The sequence below is a fragment of the Umezawaea sp. genome, assembly GCF_057122925.1.
On the sequence record NZ_DBNGPQ010000045.1, the window covers coordinates 1 to 19,647 of the forward strand.

General features: G+C 72.7%; 19 protein-coding genes. 15 read left to right on the top strand and 4 right to left on the bottom strand.

Translation table 11 applies throughout. The annotated features are described in order from the left end of the window. From AC156L_RS08455 to AC156L_RS08470, 4 genes are all read left to right on the top strand, one after another. A partial coding sequence (locus tag AC156L_RS08455; protein ID WP_330874528.1) for a metallophosphoesterase occupies nucleotides 1-1,218 on the top strand: 1,218 nt, incomplete at its 5' end. Between the two features lie 8 nt (nucleotides 1,219-1,226). Then, complete coding sequence (locus AC156L_RS08460; RefSeq protein WP_330874529.1) at nucleotides 1,227-2,459, top strand: MFS transporter; 1,233 nt, start codon at nucleotides 1,227-1,229, stop codon at nucleotides 2,457-2,459. Next, nucleotides 2,456-3,403 carry a hypothetical protein gene (locus AC156L_RS08465; protein ID WP_330874530.1) on the top strand — a complete coding sequence of 316 codons (948 nt, stop codon included), beginning with the start codon at nucleotides 2,456-2,458 and terminating at the stop codon, nucleotides 3,401-3,403. The genes AC156L_RS08460 and AC156L_RS08465 overlap by 4 nt, the downstream gene beginning before the upstream one ends. Before the next feature lie 260 nt (nucleotides 3,404-3,663). Beyond that, a complete protein-coding gene (locus AC156L_RS08470) occupies nucleotides 3,664-4,323 on the top strand; it encodes a hypothetical protein (RefSeq protein ID WP_330874531.1) in 660 nt (219 codons plus the stop codon). Here the strand turns inward: AC156L_RS08470 and AC156L_RS08475 are convergent. Then, nucleotides 4,298-5,518 (bottom strand): MFS transporter, encoded by a 1,221-nt coding sequence (locus tag AC156L_RS08475; protein ID WP_330874532.1) that lies wholly within the window; start codon nucleotides 5,516-5,518, stop codon nucleotides 4,298-4,300. The two genes, AC156L_RS08470 and AC156L_RS08475, sit on opposite strands and share 26 nt — an antisense overlap. A 205-nt stretch (nucleotides 5,519-5,723) precedes the next feature. On the opposite strand from AC156L_RS08475, the gene AC156L_RS08480 reads away from it, so the two are divergent. From AC156L_RS08480 to AC156L_RS08500, 5 genes are read left to right on the top strand one after another with little or no spacing between them, the layout of a single operon-like run. Continuing rightward, nucleotides 5,724-7,274: an ABC transporter substrate-binding protein gene (locus AC156L_RS08480; protein ID WP_330874533.1), complete on the top strand. Its 1,551-nt coding sequence runs from the start codon at nucleotides 5,724-5,726 to the stop codon at nucleotides 7,272-7,274. Further along, a complete protein-coding gene (locus AC156L_RS08485) occupies nucleotides 7,271-8,269 on the top strand; it encodes an ABC transporter permease (protein ID WP_484406732.1) in 999 nt (332 codons plus the stop codon). The genes AC156L_RS08480 and AC156L_RS08485 overlap by 4 nt, the downstream gene beginning before the upstream one ends. Further along, nucleotides 8,262-9,149, top strand: a complete 888-nt coding sequence (locus AC156L_RS08490) for an ABC transporter permease (RefSeq protein ID WP_330874535.1) — start codon at nucleotides 8,262-8,264, stop codon at nucleotides 9,147-9,149. Before AC156L_RS08485 ends, AC156L_RS08490 begins: the two co-directional genes overlap by 8 nt. Next, nucleotides 9,143-10,087: an ABC transporter ATP-binding protein gene (locus AC156L_RS08495; protein ID WP_330874536.1), complete on the top strand. Its 945-nt coding sequence runs from the start codon at nucleotides 9,143-9,145 to the stop codon at nucleotides 10,085-10,087. Before AC156L_RS08490 ends, AC156L_RS08495 begins: the two co-directional genes overlap by 7 nt. Beyond that, on the top strand, nucleotides 10,069-10,767 hold the full coding sequence (locus tag AC156L_RS08500; RefSeq protein WP_330874537.1) for an ABC transporter ATP-binding protein: 699 nt from the start codon (nucleotides 10,069-10,071) through the stop codon (nucleotides 10,765-10,767). The genes AC156L_RS08495 and AC156L_RS08500 overlap by 19 nt, the downstream gene beginning before the upstream one ends. Here the strand turns inward: AC156L_RS08500 and AC156L_RS08505 are convergent. Further along, on the bottom strand, nucleotides 10,748-11,530 hold the full coding sequence (locus AC156L_RS08505; protein ID WP_330874539.1) for a class I SAM-dependent methyltransferase: 783 nt from the start codon (nucleotides 11,528-11,530) through the stop codon (nucleotides 10,748-10,750). The genes AC156L_RS08500 and AC156L_RS08505 overlap by 20 nt on opposite strands. A 62-nt stretch (nucleotides 11,531-11,592) precedes the next feature. On the opposite strand from AC156L_RS08505, the gene AC156L_RS08510 reads away from it, so the two are divergent. After that, nucleotides 11,593-12,180, top strand: a complete 588-nt coding sequence (locus AC156L_RS08510; protein WP_330874541.1) for a TetR/AcrR family transcriptional regulator — start codon at nucleotides 11,593-11,595, stop codon at nucleotides 12,178-12,180. Nucleotides 12,181-12,223: 43 nt separating this feature from the next. Here the strand turns inward: AC156L_RS08510 and AC156L_RS08515 are convergent, their stop codons facing one another. Together AC156L_RS08515 and AC156L_RS08520 are read right to left on the bottom strand one after the other, a co-directional pair. Continuing rightward, nucleotides 12,224-12,559, bottom strand: a complete 336-nt coding sequence (locus tag AC156L_RS08515; RefSeq protein WP_330874542.1) for a hypothetical protein — start codon at nucleotides 12,557-12,559, stop codon at nucleotides 12,224-12,226. Between the two features lie 391 nt (nucleotides 12,560-12,950). Then, entirely contained in the window at nucleotides 12,951-13,415 is a 465-nt protein-coding gene (locus AC156L_RS08520; RefSeq protein ID WP_330874544.1) for an Lrp/AsnC family transcriptional regulator, read from the bottom strand. 111 nt (nucleotides 13,416-13,526) lie between these two features. Between AC156L_RS08520 and AC156L_RS08525 the strand changes: the two genes are divergently transcribed. From AC156L_RS08525 to AC156L_RS08545, 5 genes are all read left to right on the top strand, one after another. Then, nucleotides 13,527-14,756, top strand: coding sequence for an APC family permease (locus AC156L_RS08525; protein WP_330874546.1), 1,230 nt, complete (start codon nucleotides 13,527-13,529; stop codon nucleotides 14,754-14,756). 48 nt (nucleotides 14,757-14,804) lie between these two features. After that, nucleotides 14,805-16,349 carry a phytoene desaturase family protein gene (locus AC156L_RS08530; protein WP_330874548.1) on the top strand — a complete coding sequence of 515 codons (1,545 nt, stop codon included), beginning with the start codon at nucleotides 14,805-14,807 and terminating at the stop codon, nucleotides 16,347-16,349. Further along, the gene (locus tag AC156L_RS08535) at nucleotides 16,346-17,155 is read left to right on the top strand and encodes a fatty acid desaturase (protein ID WP_330874549.1); all 810 of its coding nucleotides are present in this window, start codon (nucleotides 16,346-16,348) and stop codon (nucleotides 17,153-17,155) included. Before AC156L_RS08530 ends, AC156L_RS08535 begins: the two co-directional genes overlap by 4 nt. Before the next feature lie 21 nt (nucleotides 17,156-17,176). Beyond that, nucleotides 17,177-17,776 (top strand): TetR/AcrR family transcriptional regulator, encoded by a 600-nt coding sequence (locus AC156L_RS08540; RefSeq protein ID WP_330874551.1) that lies wholly within the window; start codon nucleotides 17,177-17,179, stop codon nucleotides 17,774-17,776. A 312-nt stretch (nucleotides 17,777-18,088) separates the two neighbouring features. Further along, the coding region (locus AC156L_RS08545) for a neutral/alkaline non-lysosomal ceramidase N-terminal domain-containing protein (RefSeq protein ID WP_484406734.1) at nucleotides 18,089-19,647 on the top strand (1,559 nt) is incomplete at its 3' end.

Consider the following 19,647-nt stretch of genomic DNA (forward strand, 5'->3'; position numbering starts at 1 on the left):
ACCGACGACCTGCCCGGCCTGGCCGCGCACGGCCGGTACCTGCGCGTCGTGGGGACCACCCGCGCCACGAAGTACGGCTACTCCCTCTGGGAGGTCAAGGCGTACGGCTCGGCCGACTCGACCGGTGACACCCTGGCGCCGAGCACGCCCACCGGGCTCACGGCGGGCACGACCACGGCGAGCAGCGTCGCGCTGGCCTGGTCGCCGTCCACCGACAACGTCGGCGTCACCGGCTACGACGTCCTGCGCGGCGGGCAGGTGGTCGCGACCAGCGCGACCACCTCGTTCAACGACACCGGTCTGACCGCGGACACCGACTACGCCTACGCCGTGCGGGCCCGTGACGCCGCGGGCAACACCTCGCCGGTCGGCGCGGCCGTCACGGCGAGGACGAAACCCGGTGGCAGCGGGTCGTTCGTGCTCGCCGCGGCAGGCGACATCGCCTACCAGTGCACCGCGAGCGACCCGGACTGCGTCCACCCGAAGACCGCGAAGCTCGTCGAGGCGATGAACCCCGCGGCCGTGATCACCATGGGCGACAACCAGTACGACGACGCGCACCTGTCGGACTTCCGAAACCACTACGACAAGACGTGGGGGAAGTTCAAGAGCATCACCCACCCGGTCCCCGGCAACCACGAGACCTACGACGACACGCCGTTCCAGGGCTACCGCGACTACTTCGGTCCGATCGCCACCCCCCAGGGGAAGAACTACTACTCGTGGGAGATGGGGAACTGGCACTTCATCGCCCTGGACTCCAACGACTTCACCACCCACGACTTCGCCGAGCCCGCGCAGCTCGCGTGGCTGAAGCGGGACCTCGCCGCCAACACCAGGGGCTGCGTGGCCGCGTACTACCACCACCCGCGGTTCAGCTCGGGTGACCACGGCGACAACCCCGACAGCGCCCCGCTGTGGCAGGTCCTGGTCGACAACCGGGTCGACCTGGTGCTCAACGGGCACGACCACCACTACGAGAGGTTCGTCCCGCAGAACGGGGCGGGCAAGGCCGATCCGAACGGTCCGGTGCAGATCCTCGGCGGCACGGGCGGAGCCCCGCTCTACGACGTGAACGCGGCCCACCCGACCACGGCGAAGCTGCTGCGGGCGTTCGGCGTGGTGAAGCTGTCGATGACGGACACGACGTTCTCGACGCAGCTCATCGGTCTCGACAGGTCGGTGCTGGACAGCAGCCCGACCTACACCTGCCACTAGGGGCGAGCATGTACATCGCGGCAAGCCGCACCCCCGACCTCGCGACCGGGATCGACCCGGCGCCCGTGAAGCGGCGGGTGCCCGCCAACGTGCTGGCGCTCGGCGCGGTCAGCCTCGTCACCGACGTCTCCTCGGAGATGGTCACCGCCGTGCTCCCGCTGTACCTGGTGCTCGGCCTCGGCCTGAACCCGTTGCAGTTCGGGCTGCTCGACGGGCTGTACGCGGGCGCCACCGCCGTCGTGCGGGTCCTCGGCGGCCACCTGGCCGACCGGTGGAGACGGCTCAAGGCGGTCGCCGGTCTCGGGTACGGCTTGTCCGCGGTGTGCAAGCTCGGCCTGCTGGCGGCCGGGTCGTCGGTCGCGGCGATCGGCGTCGTGCTGGCCGCCGACCGGACCGGCAAGGGCCTGCGCACCGGCCCGCGCGACGCGCTGATCTCGTTGAGCAGCGACCCCGCCGCGCTCGGCCGGTCGTTCGGCGTGCACCGGGCGCTCGACACCGTCGGCGCCCTGCTCGGCCCCGTGGCCGCGATGGGCGTGCTGGCCGTCAGCCTCGGCAGCTACCCGGCGGTGTTCTTCACCAGCTTCTGCGTCGCGGCGGTCGGCGTGCTCCTGCTGGTGCTGTTCGTCCGCGACCGGCCGGGGACGGCCGACCGGGCCGCGGTGTCACCGGGGGCCGCGCTGGAGTTGTTGCGGCGCGGCGACTTCCGCCGGATCGTGGTCTGGGCCGCGGCGCTGGGGCTGGTCACCGTCGGGGACGCGTTCCTCTACCTGGTGCTGCAACGGCGCTGGGACGTGCCCGTGGCGTTCTTCCCGCTGCTGCCGCTCGGCACAGCAGCGGTCTACCTGCTGCTGGCCGTGCCGATCGGCAGGCTCGCCGACCGGATCGGCCGGTGGCCGGTGTTCCTCGGCGGTCACGCGGCGCTCGGTGCGGCGCTGGTCGTGGTGTGCGGACCGGTGTCCGGTCCGAGCCTCGCCGTGCTCGCGCTGGCGCTGCACGGCGTGTTCTACGCGGCCACCGACGGGGTGCTGATGGCGGCGGCGGGCCCGGTGGTCCCGGCCGAACTGCGGGCCACCGGCTTCGCCGTCGTCCAGACCGGGCAGGCGGTGGCCCGCATGGCCTCGTCCGTCCTCTTCGGACTGGCGTGGACGGTCTGGGGGCCGCGCCCCGCGGTGCTCGTCGCCGCGGGCGCGCTCACCGTCGTCGTCGCCGCCGCCGCGGTGGTCAGGCCGGTGCGGTCGTGAAGCGCCTCCTGATCGCCCTCCTCGGGTCGGTGCTGCTCGTCGGCGCCGCCGTGGTGTTCACCGTCGCGGCGCGCCAGGGGTCCGCCACCGACGAACCGGCGGCCGAGCAGCTCACCCTGGCACCGGGCCAACTCCTGTTCCGCGACACCGGCACCGGCCGCGTCGCCTCGGTGCCGGTGTCCGATCCGGGTGGTCCGCGGCGGGTGAGCGGCCTGGAGTGCGACCGGTTCGCCGTGGCCCGGCGGACCGCGGTGTGCCTGACCGCCAGGCCCGGCGTGCTGCCCGCCGTCACGGACGTGCGGGTGCTCGACGCGAACCTCGCCGTGCGCCACCAGGAGTCGCTGCCCGGCGCACCGAGCCGCGCCCGCGTGTCCCCGGACGGGAAGATCGTCCACTGGACCCTGTTCGTCACCGGCGACTCCTACGCCGCGACGGGTTTCTCGACCAGGTCCGGGCTCTACGAGGTCGAGACGGGGCGGCTGGTCAAGACGATCGAGGAGCTGCCGGTGTACACCGGCGACCGCCGCTACTTCGCCGCCGACGTCAACTACTGGGGAACCACGTTCGCCCCGGACGGCACCCGCTTCTACGCCACCCTCGGCAGCCGGGGGAAGACCTACCTGGTCGAGGCGGACTACGCGCGCTACCAGGGGAAGGTGGTGCGCGAGAACGTCGAGTGCCCGTCGCTGTCACCGGACGGCACGCGGGTCGCGTTCAAGAAGAGGGTGTCCGACGGCGTGTGGAGACTGGCGGTGCTGGACCTCGCGACGCTGGAGGAGACGGAGCTGGCCGAGACGCGCGGCGTCGACGACCAGGCGCTGTGGCAGGACGACACGACCGTCCTGTACGGACTCGACGACGGCGTGTGGGCGGTACCGGCCGACGGCACCGGTGGTTCGCGACGGCTGGCCGAGCACGCGGCATCGCCCGCCGTGACGGGCTAGGGAGAGCTGGGAGGCGCGTCGTCGGTGAACTCGCGCAGGTCACGACTGGCCGCGGCGACCGCGCCTCCCGCAATCCCCTGTCCGAGGAACCACACGGAGCACCGCTGCCGGGTCATCGTGGACGCGATCCTCGAACAGGCCCTGAGACTGGACCCGTAACGTCCAGTTCTCAAGGGTCGATTGCTCCACATGAAGATCCCACCGCTTTCGTCACCAATTTTCGCCCTCACCCGGTCCCCCGTGCCGTGCGACCAGAACACTTGATCGCGGTAGCCGGCGTCCTGGCTTCATGGATCACCTACCTGAGGACCCGGAAATTTGGCAGGCAGATGCGCCGCGCTGAATTGATTCGGAACTACACGAACGATTTTTACCTGAGCACGCACATCACCACGACTTTCATGGATATCGACCACGGCAGGTTCGTCTACAGCGACGAGTTCCTCGGCACGGAGGACGAACTGGCCCTGATCCACCTCCTCGACTACTTCAACAACGTGGGACACAACGTTCGGCGGGGAGTAGTGACACTGGACGACCTTGTTCCGACAACCGTTGGCTACGCAGCACTGCGAACCTGGGAGGACCCCGAGGTGCGCAAGTACCTCGGGCAGATCACGGTGTGGGACGAGGATCGGTACGTCCCAGGCTCCGCCTACCGGTACTTCGAGGAACTCGCGGTCGACATCGCACTGCTGTGTGGCCGGATGACGTGCCAAGAGAGGATGGAAAGGCTGAAGCTGAGCAAAAGAGCCACCACCGCACAACGCGCACGGCTCAGATTTCCAAAGGTGTGGCTGGCCTTGTGCAATGTCAGGTCTCACATCGTCGGCATCCGCCCTGGAGTCGAGCAAACCCGACCACCGGACACCACGCGATCAACGAGCCGACCGTTCACGCGGTGGACTCGTCGTCGGTGAACTCGCGCAGGTCACGACTGGCCGCGGCGACCAGCGCGGTCAGGAGGAACCCGACACCGAGCACGAGCACGGCGACCGCGCCCCCCAGTTCCGCCGCGAGCACCCCGCCCAGCACCGGGGCGAGCGGGGACAGGCCCATGCCGACCACCGTGAGCAGGGCGTCCAGGCGGCCGAGCATGGCCTCCGGGACGAGTCTGGAGATGGCGACGTTCATGACGACGTTGAGCGTCGGGGTGGTGAGCGAGGTGATCAGGAGGGGGATCATCGGCCACCACGCGGCGATCGGGAGGACCATCGCGGCGTTGCACGCGCCGAAGAGGACGAGGATGGCGATGAGCAGCCTGCCCGCGGGGAGCAGGCCGCCGATGCGCGCGGACAGCAGCGCGCCGAGCAGGCCGCCCACGCCGATGCCCGCGTAGACCACGCCGGTGGTCAGGACGTCGCCGCCGCGTTCCCCGACCAGCACGATGAGCGGGATCAGGAGGGCGCCGCCGAGCAGGTTCATGGCCATCACCGCGAAGCAGACGCCGCGCAGGCCGTGCTGCCGCCACAGCCACCCGACGGCGTCGGCCGCCTCCCGCCGCATGCTCGTCCGCTCCGCCGCGCGCGGCGTGTCCGGGTGCCGGGGCACCGTCGCGAACAGCGAGCAGAGGAACGAGACCAGGAACGTCAGCACGTCCACGACGAACGGCAGCGCGCGGCCGAGTCCGAACAGGAAGGCGCCCAGCGGCGGGCCGACCAGCCTGCCCGCGTGGCCGCGCGCCTCCTCCTGGGCGTACGCGCCGCGCAGCTGGTCGGGTGGGACGACGGCGCGGATCGCGGTCGTGCGGGCGGGTCCGCCGAACGCGGTGCAGACCCCGTCCACCGCGCCCAGCACGAGGAGGTGCCAGAGCTCGACCCCGCCGAGGACGATCAGCAGGGCCAGCACCGCCGCGTTGACCAGCTGCGCGCCCTGGCTGAGGAGCAGCGTGCGGCGGCGGTCCCACCGGTCGACCCAGATGCCGGCGGGCAGTTGGGCGGTGATGAACGCGGCGGTGCGGGTCCCGACGACCACACCGGCCCACCCCGGCGAGCCCGTCAGCGCCAGCACGAGGAACGGCAGCGCGAACTTCGTCAGCTCCGTGCCGAGCTGGGACACGGCGCTGCCCACCCAGAGCAGCTGGAACCGCCGGTTCCTCCGCAACGGCACGACCACGACCACCGCTCCCCCGTCTCGACCGGTGGTCGATTGTGGTCGACCGGGCCGGGGGACGCGCACGGCCCCGGCGGCTCCGTGCGACGAACGCGACATTTCCGGCTTCTTGTTGCCAGCAACTTGCTGTTAGCATCTTCCCGCAACAGAGGACCACCACGTTCGGGGGACACGCGTGCGCCACGGACCGACGACCGTTCTCGCGGCAGTGGGGCTCCTGCTCCTCGGGTGCACCTCGCCGGACGGCGGTGGGGGTTCGGCTCAGACCGGTGGGTCCATCGTCATCGGCGCGGGCGGCGAGCCGGAGAACCTCAACCCGATCCTGGGGTACGCCCCCGACGGGGCGTCGAAGGTGTTCGACGGGCTGGTGGCGCGGGACGCGAAGCTCCAGCTCGTGCCCGCGCTGGCCGAGCGGCTGCCGACCGCGTCGGCCGACGGTCTGGTGTGGACGGCGACGCTGCGCGCCGGCACGACGTTCTCCGACGGCACACCGCTGTCCGCGCAGGACGTCGTGTTCACCTTCAGGTCGGTGCTCGACCCCGGGACCAACTCCACGATCGCCTCCCGCCTGGACGCGCTGGCCGACGTGACCGCGCCCGACGACCGCACGGTGGAGTTCCGGCTGAAGTACCCGTACGCGCCGTTCGCGCAGCAGTTGGCGCTGGGTGTCGTGCCCCGCAAGGCCTTCGACGGGGTCGACGTGAACTCCGCGCCGTTCAACTCGGCGCCGGTCGGGACCGGGCCCTACACGGTCGCCGAGTGGCGCAAGGGCGACCGGATGGTGTTGAGGGCCAACGAGTCCTACTGGGGCGGTGCTCCGGCGGTGAAGACCGTGACCGTCGTGTTCGTCGCCGACGACAACGCGCGCGCCACGCGGATGGCGGCGGGCGAGTTCGACGGCACGGTGCTGCCGCCGAAGCTCGCGGGCGCCTACCGCGACCGCGACGGCTACCGGGTGGTGCGCAACCCCTCCGCGGACTACCGCGGCCTCGGCATCCCGTCCGAGCTGCCGCTGACCTCCGATCCCAGGGTGCGCCTCGCGATCAACCTCGGCATCGACCGGCAGGCGATGATCGACACCGTGCTCGCCGGAGCCGGGAAACCCGCGGCCACCCCGATCTCGCCGTACCTGGCCGACTGGTACGACCAGGGCGCGGTGTTCCGCCACGACCCCGACGGCGCCGCGCGGCTGCTCGACGAGGCCGGGTGGCTGCTCGGGTCGGACGGCAAGCGGTCCCGCGACGGCCAGGCCGCGCGCCTGCCGGTGCTCTACCCCGCACCGGACGTGCTGCGCAAGGAACTGGCGCTGGCGACCGCGAGCGACATCGCGCGGCTCGGCATCGACGCCCCGGTGGAGGCGACGACGTTCGAGGTGATGCTCCAGCGGCGGAGCGAGGCCGCGAGCGTCTGGGGCGGCGGCGACCCCTACGACCCGGACACCGCGGCGTACTCGCTGCTGCACTCCCGCTACGCGGGCCAGGAAGGCTACGTCAACATGTCGCTGTACCGGAACGCGACCGTGGACGCGGCGCTGGACACCGGCCGCCGCAGCCTCGACCCGGCCGTCCGCAAGCAGGCCTACACCGACTTCCAGAAGGCCTACACCGCCGACCCCGGCTGGGCGTTCCTGGTGTTCCTGGACCACACCTACGTGCTGCGGGACCGGTGGAACGGCCAGGAGGAGCAGGTCGAGCCGCACGACCACGGCCTGGTGCACGCGGTCTGGTGGAACCTCGAACGCTGGACCCCCAAGCCGTGACCGCCACCGCGCGGCGGCGTCGGGGCCGGGCGATCGGGCGGCTCGCGCTGCGGCGCCTCGGTTTCGCCGTCCCGGTGCTGCTGCTGGTGAGCTTCGCGCTGTTCGTCCTCGCCAAGGCCTCGCCGTTCGACCCGATCGAGCGGTACTTCGGCGTGCGGATCATCGGCGAGAGCCCCGAGCGGATCGCCCGGATCCGGGAGAACTGGGGCGTCGACCGGCCCGTGGTCGAGCAGTACCTCGCCTGGCTGCGGCACGCCGTCGCGGGCGACTTCGGCGACTCGCTGTCGTTGCGGCAGCCCGTGTCCGAGGTCGTCGGCGACCGTCTGGGGTGGACGGTCCTGCTGGTCTCGGTCGGCTTCGCCCTGGCGCTGCTGCTCGGTCTGCTGCTGGGCACGGCGGCGGCGTGGTTGCGGGGCGGGTGGCTGGACCGGGCGATCACCGCCACCTCCTACACCCTCGAAGCCGCCCCGGTGTTCTGGCTCGGGCTGGCCGCGCTGTACGTGTTCGCGCTGCACCTGCGCTGGCTGCCCGGCGGTGGCCTGACCGACGCCGGCGAGGCGTTGGGCGTCGGCCAGGTCGCCACGCACCTGGTGCTGCCGGCGTCCGTGCTGGCGATCTCGCAGGCGCCGTGGTTCGTGCTGTTCGTGCGGCAGAACCTGCTGGAGTCGTTCAGCCAGGACCACGTGGTCGGCGCGCGCTCGCGCGGGCTGTCGGACCGCCGCGTCGTGGTCGGCCACGCGCTGCGCACCTCGCTGCTGCCGTTCCTCACGCTCGTCGGCGCCCGGCTGCCCGAGCTGATCACCGGCGCGCTGCTGGTGGAGACGGTGTTCTCCTGGCCCGGCATCGCCAGGGCCACGGTCGACGCCGCGCTCAACGTCGACTTCGCGCTGATGGGGGCGCTCACCGTGCTGGCCACGGCGGTCGTGCTGCTGGGCAACCTGATCGCCGACGTCCTGTACGCGCTCGCCGACCCGAGGGTGGGGCTCGATGGTTGACCAGCGGACGTGGCGGCCGGTCCCCCGGTCCCGGCTCGCCGCCGCGAGCACGCACCTCTCGCCCCGGTGGCGGCTGATCCCCTCGGCCGTCGTCCTCGGCGTCGTCGTCCTGGCGGTGCTCGTGGTGCCGCTGGTGGTCGACCTCGACCAGCAGCTCGTCGACCTGGGCTCGGCCAACCGCCCACCGGACGCGGCACACCCGTTCGGGACCGACGAACTCGGCCGCGACGTGCTGCTCCGGTGCGTCTACGCCCTGCGCGTGTCGCTGACCGTCGGGCTGGTGGCCGCGGTGGTGTCCTCCGCGGTCGGCACGGCGGTGGGCGCGCTGGCCGGGTCGGTCGGCGGCTGGGTGGACCGGCTGCTGATGCGCCTGGTCGACGCGGTGGCGTCGGTGCCGCACCTGCTGCTGGGCATCGTGATCGTCGCGATCCTGCGGCCCAGCCTGACCGCCGTGGTCATCTCCATCGGTCTCACGCACTGGCTGACGTCCGCGCGGATCGTGCGGTCGGAGGTCCTGTCGCTGCGCGGGCGCCCGTTCGTGGACGCCGCGATCGTCGGCGGCTCGTCGCGGACCCGGATCCTCGTGCGGCACCTGCTGCCCAACGTGACCCCGCAGGTGCTGCTGTCGACCACGCTGATGATCCCGCACGCCGTGTGGCACGAGACGGCGCTGTCGTTCCTCGGGCTCGGCCTGCCACCGCACGAGGCCAGCATCGGCAACATGATCAACGACGCCCAGCGGTCGCTGCTCACCGGCGGCTGGTGGATGTCGCTCGCGCCCGGCCTCGCGCTGATCGTCGTCACCCTGGCCATCTCCGGACTCAGCGGCGTCTGGCGAGACCGGCTCAACCCCCGACGCCGCTCGGAGCTCACGTGGTGACCGAACTGGCCGTCGACCACGTCTCGGTGCGGTTCGCGCTGCCCGGCGCCACCGTCGCGGCCGTCGCCGACGTGTCGCTGCGGCTGCGGCCCGGCCAGTGCCTCGCGCTGGTCGGCGAGAGCGGCTGCGGCAAGACCGTCCTGGCCGGCGCGCTGCTCGGGTTCCTGCCGGGCAACGCGCAGGTGTCCGGCAGCGCGGTCCTGAGCGATGAGGACGGTCCACCCCTCGACCTGCTGGCCGCGACCGACCGGCAGCTCGCGACGACCGTGCGGGGACGCCGGATCGGGCTCGTCCCGCAGAGTCCGGCGTCCCACCTCACCCCGGTCCGCACCGCCCGCGCGCAGCTGGAGGAAGCCGTCCGCGCGCACCACCCCGACGAGCCGGACCCGCGGGGCCGCGCGAACGGCGTGGCCGCCCGCGCCGGACTGGCCCCCGAGGACCTCGACCACTACCCGCACGAGCTGTCCGGCGGCATGGCCCAGCGCGTGGCCACCGCGCTCGCGCTGGTCGGCGACCCGTGGCTGATCATCGCCGACGAACCCACGACCGGCCTGGACCACCACCTCGTCGAGGGGCTGCTGGAGGAGTTCCGCAGGCTCGTCGCCGACGGCCACGCCGTCCTGCTGATCACCCACGACCTGGCCGCGGCGCAACGCGTGGCCGACCGGATCGCCGTCATGTACGCCGGGCGGCTGATCGAGGTCGGACCGCCGCACACCGTGCTCGACGCCCCCGGCCACCCGTACACGCGAGGCCTCGGCGACGCCCTGCCCGACCGCGCGTTCACCCCCGTGCCCGGAATGCCGCCGCTGCTCACCGACCTGCCGCCGGGCTGCTCGTTCGCCCCGCGCTGCGACCGGGTCGTGCCCGAGTGCGCCGAGGTCCCCGCGCTGCCCCTCGACACGGAGCACGCCGTCGCGTGCCACCGCCCGTGCTGACCGGGCTGCGCGCCGAGGCGGTCGTCGCGGGCTACGACCCCCGCCGCCCCGTGCTGGACCGGGTCGACCTGACCGTCCACGCCGGACGGACCACCGGTCTGGCCGGACCGAGCGGCAGCGGCAAGTCCACCCTGGCGCGCGTGCTCGCCCTGCTGCACAAGCCCTTCTCGGGCACGGTCCACCTGGACGACGAGCCCGTGACCGGCTACCGGCACCGCACCCCGCACGCGCAGCGCGTCCGGATCGGCGTGCTGTTCCAGCAGCCCAGGCTGTCGGTGGACCCGAGGATGACGCTGCGCGCCGCCATCACCGAACCGCTGCTCGCCACCGGGGCGCCCACCGACCGCGCGGACGAGCTGGCCGACCTGGTGATGCTCACGCCGGACCTGCTCTCCCGCCGGGCGCACGAGGTCAGCGACGGCCAGCTCCAGCGCGCCTGCCTCGCGAGGACGCTCGCGCTGGACCCGGACTACCTGATCTGCGACGAGATGACGACCATGCTCGACGCGTCGACCACGGCGGCGCTGGTCGGCCTGATCCGCGACTACCAGGGCCGCACGGGCGCGGGCGTGCTGGCCATCTCCCACGACGCCGTCCTGCTGAACCGGTGGGCCGACCGGACCGTCGACCTCAGCCCGGACGGGGTCCTCGCGCAGCGGGTCAGCTCCGACGTGCGGTGACCGCGACGGTGGCGTACTCGACCGCGACGACGCCGCCCGCGGCGTCGATGGCGGCTCCGAGGCCGTCGAGCACGCGCGCGAGGTCGTCGGGCGGGAAGCGGGTGTGGGCGCCGGTGGTGGGGACCTGGTCGAGCCACTCGTCCCTGGTGTACGTGCGGCTCCAGTCGAACCGCAGCCGCCCCGGTTCGCCGAACGCGCCCGACGCCCTCAGCCCGTCGGCCGCCCGGTCGCACAGGACCGAGTAGCCGTTCGGGTCGACGGTCGCCCAGCGGGCGGCCTGCGAGTCGGGCACGACCGCGCGGTAGACGTCGGCGAAGGCACGGGACAGCTCGGGCGGCGGTTGGCCGACGTTCCAGAACACCGCGAGCAGGCCGTCGGGGCGGAGGGCTTCGGCCGCCTTCGCCGCTCCGGCGACCGGGTCGATCCAGTGCCAGGTCTGGCCGGAGACGACGGCGTCGAAGGTGCGGCCCGCGGGGTCCCAGGTCTCGAACGCCGACACCTCCACGTCGAGGTCCCGGCGGGCGAACTCGGCCATCCTCGGGTCGACCTCGACCCCCAGCACCGCGCACCCGGCGGCCCGCAGCTGCCGGGCGACGATGCCGGTTCCGGTGCCGACGTCCAGCACGGTGGGACCCGCGGCGGTCAAGGCCTCCACCAGCGGGTCGGGGTAGCGGGGACGGGCGCGGTCGTAGCGCGCGGGATCGACGCCGAACGACTCGGCGACCTCGCGCGCCTCATGGGGTTGGGACGGTAGAATGGGCATGTGCCCACTAATAGTGGGCGAGCGCCCACTCGTCAAGCGGGTGGAGTGAGGAGCGAAGCACCGTGCCCACCGGGGTCGCCCTGCGCGACGTGCGCGAGCAGCTGTTCGACGCCGCCGACCGCATCCTGCTCCGGGACGGACCCGCGGCGCTGACCAGCCGTTCGGTCACCGCGGAGGCGGGGGTGTCCAAGGGCGTGGTGCACCGGCACTTCCCCGACTTCGACGCGTTCCTCGCGGAGTTCGTGCTCGACCGGGTCGAGCGGATGGACGGTCAGGCCGCCGCGCTGCGCGACGCGGCGGGGACGGGCTCGGTCACGGACAACCTCACCAGCGCCGTGACTGCCCTGTTCGGGTCGGTGGCCGTGGCGATCGTCGCGCTCATCACCTTCCGGGACGACCTGCGCGCCCGGCTGCGCGAGTCGTGGCCCGCGGGCGTACCCGTGCTGACCGAGGCCGCCACCATGATCGCCTCCTACCTGGAGGACGAGCGCGCGCTGGGCCGCATCGCGGCGGACGCCGAGGTCGACGTCCTCGCCCCGACGCTGATCGGGACCGGTCACCTGCTGTTCGCCGACCGCACCGGCACCCCGCCGGAGCCGGACGTCGTCCGGCGGATGGTCGCCTCGGTCGTCGCGGGCGCCCTGCGCTGACCGGCGGGCCGGGTGGCGGACGCCACCCGGCCCCGGCTCGGGCTCAGCAGCTCCTGAGCTCGCTCACGTACGGGCGCGGGGGGACGCTCGCCGCCCCTCGGGTCTCCCGGTAGTAGTAGCGGTCGGGCAACGAGGTGCACGCCCCGTCGGACGCCCAGGCCCAGATCATCCGGACCCGGACGGCGTAGCCGCACCTGTTCGTGGCCTCCGCCCACGCCGTACCGCCGTTGCGCCCCTGCGACAGCTCGACGCACGAGGGCGCCGAGGCCATCAGCGAGTACGACGGGTCGTCCGCCGCCTGCTCCGCCGCCTGCGCGGGCGCGGCGAGGCCGAGCACCGCGACACCGGCCGCGAAAACCCCCACGAGCGCTGTCTTCACCATTCTCATCGTGTTCCCCTCTCCATTTCCGGGCACGCGAAGCAGACGCGATTCGCGTTATCACCGGACAATGACCTTTTCCCGAGATCCGCCCACGCGGAAACAACCCGGATATCACCTCGACCAGGCTCGGCGCTGATGAGCGGAACAATCGCGGACGACACCGCGAACCCAGCCCGAGCACACCGGTTTCCGTGCGCCGTGGTCGGATCCCCCTCGTGATCCGACCGCGCACAACCCCCTCCCCCAGCCGACGACGCTAGCAACCCGGACGCGCGGGCGGGCGACTTCGAGAAATTTCCTTCAATTCCACGTCGACCAGAAAGGAGTGATCGCGAATTCACCCGACGCCGCACGACCAATCACCGAAAACGGACACCGGGCGCGGCGGTCAGCCCAACGGCAGCGGACCGCGGGTCTTGACCGTGCGGATCGCGAACGTGCTCTCGGCGCCGACGACGTGCGGGATGGTCAGGATCCGGTCCAGCAGCAGGCGTTCGTAGGACGGCAGGTCCGGGACGGCCGCCTCGACCAGGAAGTCCGCCGCCCCGGACACGAGGTGGCAGGCGACCACCGACGGGATCGCGGCCAGCGCCCGCTCCACGACCACCGAGGTCTCCCTGGAGTGCGACTCCACCGTCAGCTCGATGAACACCGTCAGGTCGAGGCCGAGCTTGGCCCGGTCGAGTTCGGCCCGGTAGCCGGAGATCAACCCCTCCTGCTCCAGCGCGCGGAGCCTGCGCAGGCAGGCGGACGGCGACAGCGAGACCGCCTCGGCCAGGTCGACGTTCGCGATCCGGCCGTCGACCTGGAGGCGGGCGAGGATGGCCCGGTCGATGTCGTCCAACTCAGTCATGTCAACATCCTGCCACCAATCACGACTTGTGCGCACGTATCGTGCACAGACCATGCCAATAGGCGACACATTCGCCATCGTGTGCGGTGACCTTCTTGCAAAAATTGCGCCATGACATCGATCGAGCCCCTCACGGTCTCCCGCGGGGCGGCGCTGTACATCGGAGCACTGCTCGGACCGGGACTGCTCCTGCTGCCCGGCCTCGCGTCGGCCGGGTCCGGGCCCGCGTCGATCCTGGCGTGGGTGGCACTGCTGGCCGTGTCCGGCCTGCTCGCGGTCGTCTTCGCGGCACTGGGCGTCCAACGCCCGTCGGCCACGGGCGTGCGCGCCTACGCCGAGGACGGCCTGGGCCACCGCGCGGGCCAGGCGGTCTCGTGGTGCTTCCTGGCCGGGGTCGTCACCGGCGCGCCGATCGTCTCCTACATCGGCGGCACGTACCTCGCCGGGCTCGTCGGCGCGGACGGCCCGCTCGCCCCCGCGGTCGCCGCGGCGGGCCTGCTGACCCTCGCGCTGGTCACGACCTCCCGCGGCGTGCGCACCTCGACGACCGTCCAACTGGGACTGGTCGTGCTGCTGGTGGTGATCGTGGCGGTCGCCGTCGTCGGATCGGCCCCGGCGGCGGACGCGGACAACTGGACCCCGTTCGCACCGCACGGCTGGACCGCCATCGGGTCGACGGCCTCGGTGCTCGTGCTGTCGTTCGTCGGCTGGGAGGCCGTGGCCCCGCTCACCGCCCGCTTCGCCGACCCGCGCTCCCAACTCCCGAGGGTCATCGGCATCGCGTTCGGCGCGACGGGCCTGATCTACCTGGCGCTGGCCACGGCCACCATCTCCGTGCTCGGCCCCGGAGCGTCGCCCTCCACGCCCGTGACCGACCTCCTCACCACCGCGATCGGTCCGGCGGGGGCGGCGGTGGCCGCCGTCGGCGCGGCCGTCCTGACCCTGGGCGGCGTCAACGCCTACCTGACCGGGGCCGCCGCGCTCGCCCGCTCCCTCACCCGGCCCTCGGCGCGGCCCCGCGGCGGCCCTCCCGACTGGCTGCTCGTCGTCGTGGTGGCCTCCGCCTGCGCGCTGCTCGGCCTCGGGGGTGCGGGGGTCCTCGCCCCCGAGGACCTGGTCACCGTGCCCAGCACGCTGTTCCTGGTCGTCTACCTCGGGTGCACGGCCGCGGCGTGGCGGCTGCTCACCGGCCCGGTGCGGGCGGTGGCGGCGGTGGCGTTCGCCGGAGTCCTGGTGATCATCGGCTTCAGCGGGTGCGCCGTGCTGCTCGCGGCGCTCGTGGCCGCGGGCGCCGCGGCCCGTCCCGGACCTCGGGGGCGCCAGCCGGCGCTCACCCCGTGAGGCACGCCGACCATTGCCCGGACCCCGGTCGACCGCTACTTTGAACGCATGTTCAGAACGAGCGTTCAGGACCGATCGCCCCTGGGCGGGCGCGGGTACGACGTCGCGGTCGTCGGAGCCGGGATGGCGGGGCTGGCGACCGCGCTGCGGCTCCAGGCGCGCGGGCTGTCGACGGTCGTGCTGGAGGCGCACGGCCACGCGGGCGGGTGCGCGGGCTACTACCGCCGCCGCGGCTTCAGCTTCGACGTCGGCGCGACCACCCTCGTCGACTTCGAGCCGGGAGGCGTCGGGGCCGAGCTCCTGGAGTCCGTCGGCATGGCACCGCTCGCCGGGGAACAGCTGCCCGGCTACGTCGCCTGGCTGCCCGACCGCACGGTCGTGCTGCACCGCGACCAGGCCGCCTGGCACGCCGAGCGGCTGCGGGCGTTCGGCGACACCGCCCGCCACCGCGCCTTCTGGGCGCGGCTCGACCGCCTCGCGGGCGCGTTCTGGCGGGCGAGCCGCGCGGGCGCGCGGATGCCGATGCGCACGCTCGCCGACGTCCTGCACAACGCCCGCGCGCTGCGCCCGCTGGGCCTGCCGCTGGCCCGCCACGTCGGCGGGACGCTCGGCGGCGCGCTGCGGGCGCACGGCCTGCGGGACGACGCGGCGCTGGTCGGACTGCTGTCCATGCTCGTCGAGGACACCGTCCACAGCACCGTCGACCGCGCGCCGCTGGTGAACGCCGCACTGGGCATCACCATCAGGGGCGCGGGGCTCACCAGGGCGACGGGCGGGATGCGCGGCTTCTGGAGGGCGGTCGTCGCGCACTACCGGTCGCTCGGCGGCGACCTGCGCGCCGGGTGGCGGGTCGAGCGGATCACCGGCTCCCACGGGAACTTCGTCGTCCACGGTGGACGCGGCGCGGTCCGCGCGGGCCAGGTGGTCAGCGCGCTGCCCGCCGCCACGACGGCCGACATCGGTGACGTGCCGGGGGTGCGGGCCGCGCTGCGCCCGTTCCTGCGCCGGGACGCGGGCGACCTCGGCGGTGCCGCGGTCGTCTGCCTCGGCGTCCCCGAGGCCGAGGTCGCCTGCCACACCCTCACGCACCACCAACTCCTCCGGTCCTACCGGAGCCCGCTGGGAGACGGGAACAACATGTTCGTGTCGGTGTCGGCACCCGGTGACACCGAGAGCGCGCCCGCCGGGTTCCGGACCGTCATGCTGTCGACCCACACCGAGCTGGCCGACTGGGAGGGGCTCGACGACGTCGAGCACGCCCGGCGCCGCGACGCGCTCGGCGACCTGCTGGTCACCGAGGCTCGGCGGGTGTACCCGCGGCTCGGCGAGTCCGCCGTGGTGCGCGAGGTCGGCACGCCCCGGACCTACGAGCGGTTCACGTCCCGGCCGCGCGGCGCGGTCGGCGGTGTCCGGCAGTCGCCCGCGAACAGCAACCAGCGCGCCGTCCCGCACGACCTGGGCGTGCCGGGGTTCTGGCTGGTCGGCGACTCCACGTGGCCCGGTCTCGGCACGGTGGCCTGCGTCCTGGGCAGCCGGATCGTCGCCGACGGGGTCGCCGGGTCGGCCCGGCGGTCGAAGGTGGTGCCGGCATGACCCCGCCGCTCGCCGAACTGGGCCGGGACCTGCTCGTCACGCGCCTGCGCAGGCGGGTGCTCGCGCTGGCCCGCCCACCGATCGGCGTGGCGCTCTTCGTGCTCACGGCCTGGTGGGCGCACTCGACGCCGTGGGTGTGGCTGCTGACGCCCGTGGTGGTCTTCGGCATCTTCGTCGCGGTCGTCACCGTGACCCACGACGTGGTGCACCGGTCGATCGGCCTCGGCCCGAGGGGCACCGAGTGGGCGTTGTTCCTGTGCGGCCTGGTGCTGCTGGAGAGCGGCCACGCGTACCGGGCGACGCACGTGCAGCACCACCGGCTCTTCCCGCACGAGGACGACCCGGAGGGCTACCCGGCGCACCTGTCGTTCCCGGGCGCGGCGCTGTACGGGCCGGTGTTCCTGGTCGGCCTGTGGCGGTGGGCGTTCCGCAGGGCGGCGGGCGACCGCGTCCAGCGCACGTGGCTCGTGGTCGAGGCGAGCGCGCCGGTCCTGGTGCTGGCGACCGGTGCCGCGCTCTGGTCGACGACGCCCGCGGTGCTGGTCTACGCGGTGATGGCCGTCGTCGGGAGCTGGGTGTACCCGCTGCTGACGGTCTACCTGCCGCACCACGACTTCGGCGACACCCCGCTCACCCAGACGCGCACGCTGCGCGGCCGGATCATCCCCGCGGTGTTCCTCGAACTGACCTACCACCTCGAACACCACCTGTACCCGCAGGTGCCCAGCCAGCACCTCGCGGAACTGGGCCGCAGGCTCGACCCGTTCCTCGCCGATCAGGGAGTCCGACCCCGCAGGGTGCCGTGACGCCCCCTAAGGTTGGCGGCAATGACCCGCAGAGCCGAGGCACGCGAACGCATCCTGCGTGCCGCCATCGACACCCTGGCAGCACAGGGTTTCCCCGCCACCACCGCGCGGGCCATCGCCACGACGGGCGGGTTCGCCCCCGGTGTCATCTACTACCACTTCGACGGCCTGGACGACCTGTTCCTCGCCGCCATGCGGCACAGCAGCGACCTGCGGATGGCCCGCTACCTGGAGCGGACCGCCCACCTCGACCGGGCGGCGGAGATGCTCCAGACGCTGCGCGAGCTGTACGAGGAGGACGTCTCCACCGGTCACCTCGCCGCGGTGCAGGAACTGGCGGCGGGCGCGGCGGGGTCGACCGGCCTGGCGCGGGGGGTGCGGGCGGAGATCGACCGGTGGGAGGAGTTCACCGAGTCGCTGCTGGGCCGGTTCCTCGACGGCACCCCGCTCGCGGCGTTCATCCCGAAGCGGGAGGTGGCGATGACCATCCTCGCCTTCTACCTCGGTCTGGAGATGCTGGCGCACCTCGACGGCGACCGGTCCAGGGGCGCCGCGATCTTCGACTCGGCCAAGCGGATGGCCGCCATGATCGACGCGTTCCTCCCGCCGTCCGACGGCTGACCGTCCGAAGCGGACCAGGCCGGCTCCTTGGCGTTCTGCTGGTCCAGCGCGGAACGCACTCCAGGAGCGGTCGTGGTGAACCACATCCGCACTCCCACCTCCGACGGCCACCGGTGGCCGCGTGCCCGGCGACACCGCCGGCTGGGAAGAGCGGGCAGTTCGAGCACGAAGAACGATCGGTGCCAGGTGCCGAAACCGGCGCGGGCCGGCACCGATTCACCCGCGTGCGAGCCCCCTGGCCTTGCCGGGGTGTCGTGGATCACCTACGGTCCGAATAACATGAATCTGCTTCACGTACCTCGGGAGTGCGCTATGCGAGCCACGCGGCGCTCGGCCGTCATGACGGTGCTGACCACGGTGGCGGGGTTGGTGGTGCTGATCGGCCAGCCCGCCGCCGCGGCCGGTCCGGAGCCCTACCTCGTCGGCCGGGGCATCTCCGACGTGACGGGCCCCGCCGCCGAGAACGGCATGATGGGCTACTCGGACTTCGACCAGAAGACCACCGGCATCCACCAGCGCCAGCGGTCCCGCGCCTACGTCGTGGTGGACCGGGCGAACGGCAAGCGGGTCGCGTACGTCAACGCCGACCTGGCGATGATCTTCCGCGCCGTGCAGGAGGGCGTGCTCGGCAAGCTCCAGGCCCGCTACGGCGACCTCTACACGCGCGAGAACCTGCTGCTGTCCGCGACGCACACCCACGCGGGCCCCGGCGGCTACTCCCACAACCTCGCCTACAACCTGTCGGTGCTGGGGATGCAGCCGCAGACGCTGGAAGCCGTCACCAACGGCATCGTGGAGTCGGTCGTCGAAGCGCACGAGGACCTCAAGCCGGGGTCGCTGTCGCTGGGCCGCGGCGAGCTGACGAACGCGAGCGTCAACCGGTCGCGGGTGGCGTTCGAGCAGAACCCCGCGGCCGACAAGGCGCACTTCCCCGGCGCGATCGACCCGGCGATGACCGTGCTGAAGTTCCGGCAGGGCACCGCCGACGTGGGCGCGGTGAGCTGGTTCGCCACCCACAACACGTCGATGACCGGCGAGAACACGCTGATCAGCCCGGACAACAAGGGGTACGCGTCCTACCAGTGGGAGCACGACGACTCCGGCGTGCGCTACCTGGACGAGGGCGGCGGCTTCGTCGCCGCGTTCCCCAACACCAACGCCGGTGACATGTCGCCGAACCTGAACCTGCGGCCCGGTTCCGGCCCGACCGAGGACCACGTCGAGAACACCCGGATCATCGGCGAGCGGCAGAACCGCAAGGCGCAGGAGATCTTCTCCGGTCCGCAGACGGAGATCACCGGCGGTGTCGACCACCGGATGCGCTTCGTCGACATGAGCGCCGTCGCGGTCGACGGCCGCTACACCACCAACGGCCAGGCGGGCACCACGTGCTCCGGCGTGGTCGGCGCGTCCACGCTGGCGGGCAGCGTCGAGGACGGCCCGGCCATCCCCGGTTTCACCGAAGGCATGCAGAGCCCCGTCAAGACCCTGCTGGAGCCGCTGAACATCCCGGTGCCGCAGTGGCTCAAGGACTGCCAGTACCCGAAGGCGTCCCTGGTCCCGACCGGCCTGGTGCAGGCGACGCCGAACGTGGTGCCGTTGCAGATCGTCCGGATCGGCCAGCTCCACCTGGTGGCCGTACCCGGTGAGGTGACGATCACCGCGGGCCTGCGGATCCGCCGCACGGTCGCCGCCGAACTGGGCGCACCGCTGGACACCGTCCTCATCCAGGGCTACGCTAACGACTACAGCCAGTACGTCACCACACCGGAGGAGTACGACTCGCAGCAGTACGAGGGCGGGTCCACGCTGTTCGGTCGCAACACCACGCCCGCATACCAGCAGGAGTTCGGCAAGCTCGCGGCGTCCAT

Excerpts from the sequence above, each read along its gene's own strand:
- AC156L_RS08460 (WP_330874529.1), top strand. The coding sequence starts at position 1,227 with ATGTACATCGCGGCAAGCCGCACCCCCGACCTCGCGACCGGGATCGAC.
- AC156L_RS08490 (WP_330874535.1), top strand. The coding sequence starts at position 8,262 with ATGGTTGACCAGCGGACGTGGCGGCCGGTCCCCCGGTCCCGGCTCGCC.
- AC156L_RS08505 (WP_330874539.1), bottom strand. The coding sequence starts at position 11,530 with ATGCCCATTCTACCGTCCCAACCCCATGAGGCGCGCGAGGTCGCCGAG.
- AC156L_RS08520 (WP_330874544.1), bottom strand. The coding sequence starts at position 13,415 with ATGACTGAGTTGGACGACATCGACCGGGCCATCCTCGCCCGCCTCCAG.
- AC156L_RS08525 (WP_330874546.1), top strand. The coding sequence starts at position 13,527 with ATGACATCGATCGAGCCCCTCACGGTCTCCCGCGGGGCGGCGCTGTAC.
- AC156L_RS08530 (WP_330874548.1), top strand. The coding sequence starts at position 14,805 with ATGTTCAGAACGAGCGTTCAGGACCGATCGCCCCTGGGCGGGCGCGGG.
- AC156L_RS08535 (WP_330874549.1), top strand. The coding sequence starts at position 16,346 with ATGACCCCGCCGCTCGCCGAACTGGGCCGGGACCTGCTCGTCACGCGC.
- AC156L_RS08540 (WP_330874551.1), top strand. The coding sequence starts at position 17,177 with ATGACCCGCAGAGCCGAGGCACGCGAACGCATCCTGCGTGCCGCCATC.